General features: G+C 37.4%; 9 protein-coding genes. All 9 read left to right on the plus strand.

All coding sequences use genetic code 11. From position 1 onward, the window contains the following. Nucleotides 1-9 precede the first annotated feature (9 nt). Nucleotides 10-354, plus strand: coding sequence for a hypothetical protein (locus tag TW85_RS21890; RefSeq protein WP_046019282.1), 345 nt, complete (start codon nucleotides 10-12; stop codon nucleotides 352-354). Between the two features lie 2 nt (nucleotides 355-356). Then, on the plus strand, nucleotides 357-944 hold the full coding sequence (locus TW85_RS21895) for a hypothetical protein (protein WP_046019283.1): 588 nt from the start codon (nucleotides 357-359) through the stop codon (nucleotides 942-944). Between the two features lie 51 nt (nucleotides 945-995). Further along, nucleotides 996-1,814, plus strand: a complete 819-nt coding sequence (locus TW85_RS21900) for an ATP-binding protein (RefSeq protein WP_046019284.1) — start codon at nucleotides 996-998, stop codon at nucleotides 1,812-1,814. After that, a complete protein-coding gene (locus tag TW85_RS21905) occupies nucleotides 1,811-2,998 on the plus strand; it encodes a site-specific integrase (protein ID WP_046019285.1) in 1,188 nt (395 codons plus the stop codon). Before TW85_RS21900 ends, TW85_RS21905 begins: the two co-directional genes overlap by 4 nt. 204 nt (nucleotides 2,999-3,202) lie before the next feature. Beyond that, nucleotides 3,203-3,499 (plus strand): hypothetical protein, encoded by a 297-nt coding sequence (locus TW85_RS21910; RefSeq protein WP_046019286.1) that lies wholly within the window; start codon nucleotides 3,203-3,205, stop codon nucleotides 3,497-3,499. Nucleotides 3,500-4,450: 951 nt separating this feature from the next. Continuing rightward, on the plus strand, nucleotides 4,451-11,242 hold the full coding sequence (locus TW85_RS21915) for an RHS repeat-associated core domain-containing protein (protein WP_046019287.1): 6,792 nt from the start codon (nucleotides 4,451-4,453) through the stop codon (nucleotides 11,240-11,242). Nucleotides 11,243-11,320: 78 nt separating this feature from the next. Beyond that, a complete protein-coding gene (locus tag TW85_RS21920) occupies nucleotides 11,321-11,653 on the plus strand; it encodes a hypothetical protein (protein ID WP_046019288.1) in 333 nt (110 codons plus the stop codon). Nucleotides 11,654-11,693: 40 nt separating this feature from the next. Beyond that, a complete protein-coding gene (locus tag TW85_RS21925; protein WP_046019289.1) occupies nucleotides 11,694-12,044 on the plus strand; it encodes a hypothetical protein in 351 nt (116 codons plus the stop codon). Nucleotides 12,045-13,699: 1,655 nt separating this feature from the next. Then, on the plus strand, nucleotides 13,700-13,921 hold a 222-nt coding region (locus tag TW85_RS21935), incomplete at its 3' end, for a hypothetical protein (protein WP_046019291.1).

Below are 13,921 nucleotides of genomic sequence, written 5' to 3' on the forward strand. Positions count from 1 at the left end.
GAGCGAACCATGAAAGACTTGTTTGAAACCTATCCCAGTGCTGCTTCGGCTTATCGTGAGGTTGTCGAAAATTGCCACGACCTAGCCAACTGGCAACCAAGCCACCCAGTCGTATTCGAGACGGGTAAGCGTATTGGAATTAGAGCAATACGAATGCGAGAAAAAGGCGCAGGGGTGTTGAGTTTTAAGCGAGTGTATTCGGAGGTTTGCAATGCCTATTCGCGAGGTGAACGTTTTATCGATACTAAGCCAAAAGCACAAAAACGGGTTGTGGTGAAGCCGCAACAGAGAGCGGAATTTAATGCGATCGCTAATAGTAATTTACACATGCTTCGAGCAGCACTAGGAGAGTAAGAATGCGTTGGTTGAATAAGGACAAACCGAACACTTTGGGGGCGTTAACTTGGTTGATCGCGAATGAATATGTGAATTATTTGTTGTCGAGTACTGAAGATGCTGGCTGGCATGGAATAGGGAACACGGCAAGTATTTGTGATTCGCTCCGTTTGGGCGTTGTGCCTGATTTTGGTGGCCGTGGTGATAAGGGAAATTTAATTATTCGGCAGATGCGTTCTCTCCAAGTTAAAGACAAAGGGTTAGCCTGGTTGTTTGAAGATTTAAGCAAGATGCAGAAATTGTGTTTGCTCACGGCAGTTCTGGTGAATGACCATAAAACCAGCCGAGGCAAGCCTCTCAGTAATGCTCGGATAGCGGCAACTCTGCCAACTTATGCGGCTCAATTAAGGTTAGGACCGGCACACAGTACGATGACGGAAAAGACATTTGCTCGACATGTGAGTGAAGGCAAAAAACGCTTTATTAATAGGGTTGTACTGGAGCTTAAGGTGTTAGCAGAAAAGACAGAGCGCGAGGAGGGCTTGCCATCAAAACAGGGAGCTCCTGTTATTGGTAGCGAGACAGACTCGGAACCGTTGGCATCTTAGTTTATTCGATATTTGGGATTGATCTATTAGGGACTCTTTGAGGGAAACGATATGTTAAAACATCTTGATTTAACGACTTCTGCTTTTTTACATCAGGTACATACTGTTTTGAGCCCTAGCTCGCCAATTAGAAAGCCTGAGTATCTTCGGGGGAGAGCGAAAGCATTGCATGATATTGAGGTGGCCTTATTCGCTAAGGGACGACATGTTTTGATTACGGGTGAGGTAGGTGTAGGCAAGACCTCTTTGGCACAAACTGCAGCGGGTTTGATTCAATCGCCTCAGAACAGTTTTGTGAAAATCTGTTGTGATGAAAGCTCAACCCTTGAGGGTATTGTTAGGTTGGTGTTTAACCTTTCTGTTTTAAAAGTTGGTAATGAACAGTCTCAATATAAAGCCGCTAAACCAGAATTGCCTGATGTGATTAGCCCTTTTAGTGTGGCTGTAGCTTTGAGTAGTTTGATGCATTGGCACTCTGACACGCCTGTTATTGTTCTGGATGGTTTTGAATCTGTTTCTATAGAGCAAAGAAAGTTGTTTGGTTTGATGCTGAAGTTCTTGGGGGACATTAGTACCGGTGTGAAGCTGATTTTTGTCGGTACGGATATGCCTGTGTTTATCGCTAATCAACTTGAGACGATTACTTTGGAGCCTTTGGTTTGGGATGCGAGAGAGAAGATTATTGATACGGCGTTTGATCGGTTTGCTATTAAAGTACCTGAAGATATTTGCTATCAGATTGCTGAGTTAAGTAATGGCTTTCCTTATTACATACATCTGATGTGTGAGCAGCTTTTAGTGGCTGTTTATGATGCTGATGAGCCTTTGAGTGAGGTAAGCCATTCGCTGTATAAGCAGGTTCTCTCATGAATAAAAAAGCACATGCGGTGAATACTCAAAAACATAAAGCAGGTTTAAAACGTATAACGGATACGAGTATTAAAGCGGCTTTAAAAGGGGACAAAGAGTATTTGTATGACACTCGACGGGTTGAGTTTAGGATTAATTCGAAACGTACGGGTGGGACATTCTTTGATGTGGTTTATAAAGGCAAGACAAGGCAACGCACCCGGTTGGCAAAGTGGCCAGCTGTAACGGCGCAGGCTTTGTTTGAAGAATTGCCTGCTATTAGGGCGAATGCATTGGCTGATCGTGAAGCGAGTTTAACGGTTGCTACCTTTAAAACGGGCGGTGATGTGTTGATGTGGTTTATGGAGCATATCGAAACGGATAGAACCTATTCTTCTGCTTATGTTGCGACTGCCTCTAGCTATATTGGTAACCACTTATTAGGCATGTTGTTTGATGTGAAGCTTAATAGCATTACGCAGAACTTGTTGTATCAGGTATTGTATTTGCCTATGCAGTCTCGGTATGCGCTTTCGACAATACAGGGTGTTTTGGGTGTATTAAAAACTGCTTTAGCTAGGGCGAAAACCTTGGGCCTAATTGCGAAGAACCCTGCTGTAAATGTGACGCTAAAAAGCTTTACGACCTCTCGGCCTGATGTGTTACCTGGTAAGTTAAAACCTCATCAACTTAAAACGCTTGTTGGCGCCATAAATAAACAACCTCAACAAAGGAAGGTCTTCTTCCTGCTTCAGCTCCTCCATGGTACGCGCATTGGTGAAACCAGCCTTGCTGAGTACACGCATTTCTCAGTTGATACTTTGGAGTGGTATCTCCCAGAGGAGAATACTAAAGGCAAAAAAGAGCACCGATTACCTATCACCCAGCAAGCCATTGATTTAGTGCAAAGCCTGCCTAAAGTTGGCTCGCACCTCTTCACAAACAAAAGCGGTAAACCCATTACAAAACGAACAATAGGGCGTTGGTATCAAGTCTTGAGTAGTGAGTTAAATCTAAGCTTCACAAGCCATGATATGCGAAAACTCGCTAGAGACTGTTGGCAAGACATGGGAATCGATTGGATTATCGGCGAGATGATACTCAACCACGAAAGAGACGGGTTAGATAAACGGTATATGCATGCTCATAGTAGAGAGCAAATGCGGAAAGCGTTGAGGGAATGGGGTGAGGTTTGTAAGCTTTAATTGATTTACATTTAATCTTAAATAGTAATTTGATTTTTTGACTTAGTGTTGTACTGTTTCAAGCGAGTAAGATTACACAAGGATGTTGTATTGAACTGCCTCAATTAACTTTTGAGGGGTAAAATAGCTGTCTGCTTCCTCATTTACTTAGAAAATATATTATTTAAACAATATTTAATTATGTAAATAAAATAGGGAAATAACATGTCTCAAATTCAATCTTTATACGCACGTCTAGCAACTGATACATCTACTCAAAAGTCACTTTTCACTGGTAAATTTAAAAGTATTAAATCAATACAATTGCAGTTATCCCCAAATGCAGCAGGTACAGCAAACTTTGCCATTTTTGAAAATGGATCTGAAGTGAAAAGCGAAAGAGTTACCGCTGATCAGTCTATTTCTTATGACGCTTCTTCGCCGGATTCTACATTAGAGTTCTATGTTAATTACTATGATGGGACCGATCTCCCTTCAGCTAATGCGTCAATAGCCTTGTAGATTGAAAAAGCTATTCATATTAAAACCACCTTCGGGTGGTTTTTTTGTGCCTGTACGAAGCAGATTACCCGAGAATGCTGGCAAGGCATGGGCATCGATTACCCAACACGCAATAGGCCTAGTGCAAAGCCTGCCAAAGTTGGGGGGCTTACATATTCACTAATCGAGTAGAGAACCCCATCACCACACGTACCATTGGGCGCTGGTATCAAGAAATGAGTAAAAATCAAATTCACCAGCCGCGACATGCGTAAACAGGCGAGAGATTACTGGCAATATATGGGAGTAGATTTGATTGTCGGCGAGATGATACTCAACCACGAAAGATAAGGGTTAGATAAGCGGTATATGCATGTTCATAGTAGAGAGCGAATGCGCAAGGCGTTGAAAGAGTGGGGGGAGGTTGTAGGGTAATGCATAAAATTTCATAAAATAGATTATAGGGATGGTGTATATAAGTGAAGTTGATTTTTTAAATAAAATTAACGAGAAATACAATGGCATAAGGTGAAGAATTCTCTGATTAATCAAAGTTTTTTAGATCACCTAGTTCGAGATTAAAGAGTTAAATATTTATAAAATTTTAAAAAGTAAAACTCTTATGGTTTAAATCGATTAATAGTTTTTTTAAAGTGTTATTAATTAAAAAAACAAACTATAAATTACACGTTTTTTTCTAACTCTTGAAAAAAAATATAAATAACAAGCGCACTGTTAGAAGGGGGGGGATAAAAGAACGAAATTTTTTTGGTGTAGGATATTTCTTACGTATGTTGTCTTTTATGTATTACTTTATATAGGAATGAATCAATCAAGTTATTAATTTAAGTGAGATTTTTTAATAAATGTTTGTAAAGATTATGTCATTTAGGTATTTTGTTATTGATTGTATAAAAATTTATAGCTCTGTCATTTTTTTACAAAATTTGCATTATCTAGGGATGGGTTCGTATGCTGCGTCAATGTTTATCTACATTTTTCGTTATTTTGTTAATGTCTTTTTCAATATCTGTTTCTGCCGCTTGGGGAGAAGGGGATTATATTTTATATGAAGGAGACTATAATGCAGATGGAAAGCAGGATTACATACTATTTTCTCACCAGTTTCTTTTAATTTCTGGTGAAATTAATATTCCTTTTTTTATTGATACTGGTGCTCAGCCAATAGTGCTAACAAAAGAACCTAGTGGAAATTACAGCCTAATCTCACCTGCTGATATTGATATTCTTAAGTCTCTTTGGCAATCGTCACAGCTCACTTTAAGTTCATATACTCTTCATTATGGCGATTTAGATGGTGACTCCGCCGCTGATATTGTCTTACAGCCATCCACTGATTTGTCTAGTTTACATGTTATCAAAACATCTGATTCAAGTGTGGCGAGCTTCTTTATATCTGATCTTGATTATAACTATATTGGTAGTAACACCGTTACTATGACTATTTCCGGAGGCCAGATAGTTACGAATTCAACTCTTTATGGCCAAGCATTTATTACACTTGATTTTGAAAATGTTGATAGTAGCTCATCTAATAATCAAACAGGTAAAGTTATTGGTTTAATAGGCTCTGGTGCTGGTATTGATTACTCTGGGGCAACAAGATATGAAATTCCATTACGATTGCCCGTCGGCATTAATGGATTACAGCCATCTTTATCACTTAGCTATAACAGTTATAGTGGTAATGGTTTATTAGGAGTCGGTTGGGAAATGACTGGGCAACCAGTTATTCGTAGATGCCGCGCAAATAAAGCCGAAGATAATACTGTAGGCGGTATTTCTTTAACAAGCTCGGATAGATTTTGTTTGAATGGACAAAAACTTATCGCCGTAAATGGTGCCTATGGAGCAAATGGCACCCAATATAAAACGGGCATGGATGATTTTGAAAAAATTTATTCTAGAGGTGGCGACGCTGGAGACCCTGATTATTGGGAAGTAATTAGTAAATCAGGTGACCAATATATTTATGGACAAACAGATGATAGTAAATTAGTTGCGAGTACTCAGAGCCAAACTCTTATTTGGTCTATTAGTAGCAGAAAAGATATTGCTAATAATGAAATAAAATATAGCTATAACACCATCGCTTCTACTGGTATTCAGCGACCTAAAAGTATTAGTTATGCTGGAACAACAATTGATTTCAATTTTAGAGGACGTTCAGATTCAACGGTACAGTTTTTAGCCGGTCAGCAAATTACGCGTGATCAGCGTTTATCCAGTATCAATGTAAATAATTCAGCAGTTTCTAAAATTAGTTATAGTTATCAGCTTAGCTATGAAGAGAGTCAAGGTACCAAACGCTCTCAGTTATCAAACGTAAAGCTGTGTGCTGATGAATGCGTTTCACCGCTAAGCTTTACTTACCAAGATGACACCTTGAGTCAATTATCTACAATGATTGATTCAAATGTAAGTAATAGTACCATAGGCCAATATAATGGTTCTTTAAGTACTAATAAGCCTGATTTTTTCTCTTTAGATGCCAATGCAGATGGTTATAGTGACCTTATTAAGGTTCGTGAAACATCTCCTACGCGTTCAGCATCGCTTTATTTAAATGATAAAGCGGGAGGGTACACACATAGTCAGGACTTTGAGCCTAATAACATAGATTCCAGTTATTATGTTTTTGATGTGAATGGTGACGGGATTGAAGATTTCGCTGAAATTAAAAAAGGAACTTCAGATGCTAGCAGCTATTTAACTGCTTGGTTAAGTGATGCAAATGGAAAGCTAGTTAAGCAAATTGATGCAGATCCATTCGGAGATAACAATACAGGTATCGAAAATGGTAAGCGCTATCAGATAATGGATATGAATAGCGATGCATTACCTGATTTAGTCAAAATCTACCAATCGGGATCAACGGCTTTTGCCCAAGCTTGTGTTAATAGTGGCGATGGCACAATTGGGAGCTGTACTACAAGTAATTTAGGGAGCTGGTCTTCAATAGGAGCGAGTGCAACATCAAGGCTAATTCCTATGGATACTAATGGCGATGGTTTGCAAGACTTTGTAGCAATCTACCGCTCTGGTGAAAATGCCTATGTCAATATTTGGTCAAATAACGGTGACTTGAGTTTTAATAAGGTACTTAGTGGTAAATCATTTGGTGCTTGGAGTAGTAGTGTTGATAAAACACCAAACTTTATTAGTTTAGACACCAATGCAGATGGCCTAATTGATATTGTCAAAGTTAAAGAAAGTAGTGGTAGAACTTATATTGAATCTTGGCTAAATACAGATCTCAATAATTTTACAACTGGTATCACCCAACAAATAGCCACAAATTGGGTAGCTGCAAATTCAGTTTCACCAACAAGTTTCCAAGTTATAGATGTTAACTTTGATGGCGCTAGAGATCTAATTCATATTTACAGAACCGGAGATTACTCATCTTCCGTAAGTTGGATTAATAACGGTCAAGCAGGCTTTGATGAAGGTAATCATAAACAGCTGAGCCGAAACTATTATGATACAAGTTTAGGTCGTAACTACCTTAGTATGGATGTTAATGCCGATGGAACAGATGATTTAGTTGAAATTTATCAAGCGTCCGCATCTAACTCTGCAACTGCAAATGTGGCAAGTTGGATTGTATCTGGTAGTCCTTATCAAGATAAATTAGTTCAAGTAGATAATGTTTATGGCATCGTAAATAAATTTAATTATGGCTTAAGCTCTGATAGATCAATTTATAATTTGGATACAAATAATTGGCCTACTGGTAAGGTTCAAAATGTTGTTGGTAGCTATCCAATAGCTTTTTCTATTGAAACTGATAATGGTTCAGGTGGATTCGATACAATTGCGTATCGATATTATGATCAAAAAGTCCAAACACAAGGTTTAGGTAATCTTGGTTATGCTAAGGTTCAAAAATTTGACTTAGCACAAGATACTGTCATCGTAAATCACTACTCACATGATTGGTTCGGTCGGCTAAATGCATCTTTATTAAAACAGGAAACCTGTATTATACCTTCTGATTTTAATGTGAACAGTTATGTAGGTAACGACTATTGTTCTGATTTTTCTGAAGGGTTATTAGAGAGAGAGAGACATGAGTGGACGTCTAATTACATTACTGGCGAATCAACAGTAACGAGTTCGTGTACATCTGGTAATTGTAATCAAGTAGAGCCAGGTTTAGTTAGCTTTTCATTAACCAAGTCAGCGAGTTTGTACGAAAGCTTTGGTACTAGCCAAGAATTAATCAAGGCAAAAAGCTCGGTGTACGTTTATGATAATCATGCAAATGTTACTAGTGTAGAGACTCAATCAGGCACCTCTGTTGCTGCATCTGGTTTAGGTTTATCTAGTATTGATGTTACTGAAACTAATAATTACGAGTACGATTCAGCATTATCAACTCAGGGGATATGGGTAACTAGCCGTACCATTAAGAGTGTATCTGGTGCTTCAATACAAACAAGCTCCAATGTTACTGCATATGAGTACTCAGCCAGTGGATTATTAGTTCAGAAGATAAATAACCCCGGTAGTGATGGTGAAGTTACAACATCTTATAGTGAGTTCGATCGTGGATTACCGCGTTCTGTTATTACAAGCTGGCGTGACAATGAAGCTAATGCAAGTTTATCTTCGACTCAAGCTATAAACACTTATGAATATGATGTTAATGGAGCGGTGAGTTCCAGTTGGAATGCATTAGGACATAAAGAGAGCTTTCAAAAACACCCTGTTTATTCTGTTGTTGAGTCTTATACAAATGTAAATGGTCAAACGACGACAACTAGCTTGGATGTATTAGGCCGTAAATTAAGTGTTGTTAGCCCACAGTCTAGTGAAACATACGAGTACGCTGCTTGTTCTGGAAATTGTGCAGCTAATGAAACAAGTTATGTCTTAACTACAACCTCTGAAGCTCCATCAAAACGTTCTTACTTTGACTCTATAGGCCGAACTTTAAGAACTAGTAAGCAAATAATGGGAGGAGCTTACTCATATATTTCATCTAGTTATAACTCAAAAGGACAATTAGCTTCTGTTTCTGAACCTTACCTAATTTCCCCTAGCCACTTTTCTCGATATACCTATGATGCTAGAGGTCGAAATACAAAAATAGATCTACCTGCTGTAGGGCGTTATAGCGAATTTTCTTTTATTGGTTTGAAGCAAGTTAGTACTGATTATTTTGATGGTAAATCTCAACAAGCAATAAGCGAGCATAATGCTTTTGGAATGACTAAATATAATATTGATAATCTAGGGAATAGAATAGATTATCAATATAATGGCCGAGGCCAGTTAATTAAATCAACTGACATGGACGCTAACGAAACGTATATTAATTATGACGTTAATGGCACACGGACACAGTTAATTGATTTAGATAAAGGGAACTGGACGTTTGTTAATAATGTGTTTGGTCAAGTTACTAAAGAAATTGATGGTAATGGCCAAATTACAACGTTTACTTATGACTTATTGGGGCGAATGCTATCTCGCGTTAATTTGGAGGGGGCAAGCTACTGGCAATATGATCAAGCGAGTAATGGCATTGGTTTTGTAAATCAAGTTGTCCAAGGTAGTTATACAGAAAACTATAGTTATGATGGCTTTAGTAACCTTGTTAGTAAAAAAGTGGTATTCGGCGATGGTAATACTGCAGAACTTAATTGGCATTACGTTAAAGGCAAGTTAGATACTTTAACTTATCCTGGTGGTTATACAGTCAAACAAACTTATGACTCTACTGGGTATTTGCGAAATATTCATAGAGCTGATGATGTTAATGACGTGCACTGGCAAGCAACTAGTATGGATGCTAGAGGTAAACTAACTGCCTACGAACTAGATGGTGGTTTAAAAACTTATCGTGAGTATGATGCTGCAACAGGTTTTGTTAAATCTATAGAAAGTGCTTGGGGTGGTATTGCAACTGCACAAAAATCTACTTATCAATTTGATGGTCTTGGTAATCTTACTTATCGAGACGATCAAATTTTTATGGACTCATCGACTAGTATATCAAACCAAGATCAAGGGCAAACATTCACTTATGATGCATTAAATCGCTTAAATTCATGGACTACTCGCAGTTTTGATGGCCTTGGTACAAGTGGTGAAATTAAATCAATGGCCTATATGGATAACGGCAATATTCTTACTAAAGCTGATGTTGGAAACTATCAATATCAGCAACAAGGTAGTTGTGGTTTACCATCAGGCCCTCATGCTGTCTCTTTCATAGAAGGAAAAGGGCAATTTTGCTATGACGCCAATGGCAATCTTCTAAACGGTGATGGTAGAAACTTTACTTACACTTCTTTTGGTAAGCCTCAAAAAATTACTAAATCAGGTACTCAAACAGAACTCTTCTATGGGCCAAACTTTAAACGTTATAAACGTATAGATACGATTGGAAGTGAAAAACAAAGTACTTGGTATTTAGATGGCTTATACGAAAAAGTAGAAGATAAAGATGGCAAGTTTGTTGAGCGTTTCTATTTAGGTAGCTTTGGTCTTATTGAGCGTAGTGAAAGTGCTGTAGCTGGCTTATTTTTAGAACAAACACGCTACTTCTTAAAAGACCACCTTGGGTCGGTATTAGCTATTGCGGAAGGTGGCAGCATGCGCCTATTAGAGCAGTTCCATTATGATGCTTGGGGGAAGCGTGAATATGTTAAAGTTGCTGGGGATCAAAACCCTTGGGATGCATTTGGAATATCAGGGCGTTTAGGTTACACAGGCCATGAAATGCTAGATGCCGTTGGTCTTATACATATGAATGGTCGAGTATATGATCCCGAACTTGGACGATTCGTGAGTGCAGACCCATTTATACAAGATCCGAATAACAGTCAATCTTTTAATCGCTATACCTATGTATATAACAACCCATTAGCTTTTACAGACCCGAATGGCTATTGGTCTTTAAGTAAAAGTTGGAAGAAGATTAAAAAAGCGGTTAAAAGTCTTGGTAAAAGCACGGAGAACATTCTTTCAAAAGCTTATACAGAGATTAAGAACTTTGGAACCAAAGAGAATTTATTAACTATCGGAGCTTTGTATCTTGATAGTATCGGTTGTTCAGGGTATTGCTCTGCAGCATTATCTGCAGGACGTACCATTGATAATGGAGGTGGTTGGGAGTCTGCAGTTAAGGCTGGAGTATTCAGCTATGTTACTTATCAAATGAATACAGGTTTTAGTCAGAATAGAGTTACTTTTAGTAATATAGGCTCCCGAGCAGCGATCCGAGGAGGTGTTAATGGTAGTTACGCTACCTTGCAAGGTGGAAAGTTTAAAGATGGCTTTGAGTCTGGCTTTAAAGCTCAATTTTCAAGTGACGCTATTACTTTTTACATACAAGCGCAGAACGATCTAGATGGGTCTGAACCCACGATGCTTCCTGGTACGAAAGGTAGAGACGCAGGGAAAATTAGCTCGCCATATCATATTAGAGATACTGGATATAATAATATAGGCATTCAGTGGGGATCAGGTGATCCATTGGGTATTTTGGAGGGGTGGACAAAAGAAGGTAGTACCTTAATGAAAGGGCTAAACCTAGTTCCTGGTATGAATTATATGTCTGCTTTTCATGATACTTGGGCTGGTAATTGGAATATGGGGTCGTGGGGTAGTTCAATTCATTCAAGCATTGGTCCAGGTTTTGTAGCTGGGAGTATTATTCCTGCTATGGGAGTTAACTACGCCGTTTTTCGTAAGCAAAGAGAAAGCACTGACTATTTAAACTCTTTGTAAAATCTAATACAGAATAGAATTAATTTTTCTATTCTGTATTAAATTGAAAATATTAATTATCTATAATCAGGGAATTTTATGACTAAATTTATGAAGTATTTATGTATCGTAGTAGTTTCTTTTTGGGCAAACTTTGCATCGGCTGCTTTTTATTATGATCTTACTATTAAAAATATTGAGATGTTTCCAAACCCACCAAATAGCTCACACGGCTATACCGTACATTTGACGTCTGACTTACCTGGTACTGGCTGTGCTAATCCAAGTATTTTTATTGTCCAAGGTGGTAGCTTTCATGATGAAACATTAAGTGTTTTGTTAGCAGCAATGATGGGTAACAAAAAAATATATGTAAGAATATCTAGTTGTACAGATAGACCTGTAGCAGATCGAGTTGGTATATCTAATTAAAATATTTTTATATAATAATCTTAGGGATGAGAAAAATTTAATGAATAAGTATATTTTTTTAATTTTAATTCTATTTGGTTTTAGTAATTTAAGCTTTGCTAAACAGGTTATTGACGCCACTGTGATATCAGTTTATACCCATGATTGCTGTGGCCGAGGCCCTTATACTGCTGTTAGGTTGAAGGGTGGAACTTATAGTGGCGGAGGTGTTTGTGATTCTAGATATAATGATTATTTTGCTATTGAAACAACGCATCCTAACCATGATGCGTTTATTTCTATTGCTTTAAGCGCTAATGCAACAGGAAAGAAAGTATATGTTTACGGTAATCGTGGTGGCTGCATTGGGCCATTTAACCGAGCCGATGGTATAGCTATTAATAACGAATAGTTATAATAAAGTATTATTAGGGTTAATTATAAAACTTAATAAAATTAGTTTACTAGTTGTATTAATTTCGTCTCCTTTATTCGCTTGGACAAGTAAAGGTGAAGTGACTGAAGTTATCTCCCATAATGGACTTCATATAATCAATATAACTATTACAGATAGTCCATGTTCTAAAAAGTTCTATTGGCCTAAATCTGACTCTGATGCAAATGTTTAAGTTTTTTCTCAAAATTTATAATGAATAGACGAACTTTGCTAGTTTAGCTGTCGTTTAAATTAAGGTTCCTCAACATAGATTATTTGTATCAATGTAAGATTTTTTAAAATTCAGTTTATAAAATATCAAACCACCTTCGGGTGGTTTTTTTTGTTCAAAAATAGTCTGAACAGATTTTATCTTTATGCTCTCTACCGCCACCATACCGCCATCAACTTTTAAATAAACTCCCCGCAGCCCAATAAAATCAACCGCCCAAACCAATTATGTCTTTTTCATAAGAAGAGAACGTCATTTGCTTAAAACGGGCTTATCGGGTTGAAGTGCTATTTTATTAGAGATAGTTTTAATTCAGGCTGCCATACATTCGGGCAGCAATTTTTGTATTAGCCCACTGATTTGTGGGCTTTTTTCGTTCTAAATCTCATGTTTTTAGAGGGAGGTGATGTGCTCGTGGTGCATTGTAGAGGGGGCATGGGACTAATAGATGAGAGTACGTTATCAAGGTGGTGGTAGTTGAATAGCATCTGTGGATTCATTATTTATGAGCTAACTAAGCATCAAAAGCTTAGCTATCGATGAGCTTACAGTAGGCTTTTGTACTGCTTGATCTATCAAAATAGGAGGTGAAATCGATGAATTGTACTGCACTTATCCAGACGAAAAATAAAATGTTAGTAATCACTATAAAAAAGGTAAATATCGTACCAAAAATAGAAAAAGGTACTCCCAATAGGGGCCTATTTTCTGCGGGTTTTACACTCGCGGGGTCAGAGAAATTTTGAAAAATACAGCTCGTATTACCCCTTCCCCTCTCAAAGACACTTTTTTCTTATTTATCAGCGCTTTAACTTTTTTGATTTTTTCGTGAAAAACTAAAATATTTTTAATTTTCGTGTGTAACTAGAAAGTGACAATATGAAGTAGGCGGTTTTAATTTGTGAATTTAAGTTGCTGATAGTTATGTGAAAATCTTGAATAAGCCAAAAAATAAAAAAATAGAAATTTCACAAAATTATTGAATTTTGACTGAGGGGTAATACGAGGGGAAGCAGTAGAAATACGTAAGGAGGTAAAACGGTTTAGACTTAAAAAAATAGAACGAAAAATAAAACCTATTAAGTGCTTTAAATTATAAGGTTTAAGTGGTAGTTAACATCGTACTTTTTTAAATGGGATTCGGGTTAGAGAAAATAGATTCTTGCTATTGTAATTCTTGATTTTTGCTTTGATGTTTTCGGAAGCTTAAGAGCATTTTTAGCACCTTTCAGACATTAGAGAAGGCTTTAATGAAAGTATTAAATTTCTTTTGTATTAACTTTGGGTTTTAAAAAAAGATTTTTTATGTATACTGCCTCAGTTTTTATTTGGTGGCTAGTTTTTAGACAAAACCGTCTTAGCCAAAACCAACTATTTTTATTATTTCAGGGATTAAAGAATGAAAAGAATTTTTTTCACAATTTTAATGATGGGGCTTTTTTCAAGTGCTGCAAAAGCATTAACTTTAGTAGAAGCAACTAATACGACTATTACAAAACTAACCGTTTATTCAGAAGTTGACAGCGGTACTGTTCTGATACAAGTAAGTACACCTCCAGTTGGGTGTGATAATGGCTTCTGGTTAAGTGGAACCGCAGCGGGCGTGAAGCATACCATATCA

This window comes from Marinomonas sp. S3726 (assembly GCF_000967665.1).
GTDB lineage: Bacteria > Pseudomonadota > Gammaproteobacteria > Pseudomonadales > Marinomonadaceae > Marinomonas.

Excerpts from the sequence above, each read along its gene's own strand:
- TW85_RS21890 (WP_046019282.1), top strand. The coding sequence starts at position 10 with ATGAAAGACTTGTTTGAAACCTATCCCAGTGCTGCTTCGGCTTATCGT.
- TW85_RS21895 (WP_046019283.1), top strand. The coding sequence starts at position 357 with ATGCGTTGGTTGAATAAGGACAAACCGAACACTTTGGGGGCGTTAACT.
- TW85_RS21900 (WP_046019284.1), top strand. The coding sequence starts at position 996 with ATGTTAAAACATCTTGATTTAACGACTTCTGCTTTTTTACATCAGGTA.
- TW85_RS21905 (WP_046019285.1), top strand. The coding sequence starts at position 1,811 with ATGAATAAAAAAGCACATGCGGTGAATACTCAAAAACATAAAGCAGGT.
- TW85_RS21910 (WP_046019286.1), top strand. The coding sequence starts at position 3,203 with ATGTCTCAAATTCAATCTTTATACGCACGTCTAGCAACTGATACATCT.
- TW85_RS21915 (WP_046019287.1), top strand. The coding sequence starts at position 4,451 with ATGCTGCGTCAATGTTTATCTACATTTTTCGTTATTTTGTTAATGTCT.
- TW85_RS21920 (WP_046019288.1), top strand. The coding sequence starts at position 11,321 with ATGACTAAATTTATGAAGTATTTATGTATCGTAGTAGTTTCTTTTTGG.
- TW85_RS21925 (WP_046019289.1), top strand. The coding sequence starts at position 11,694 with ATGAATAAGTATATTTTTTTAATTTTAATTCTATTTGGTTTTAGTAAT.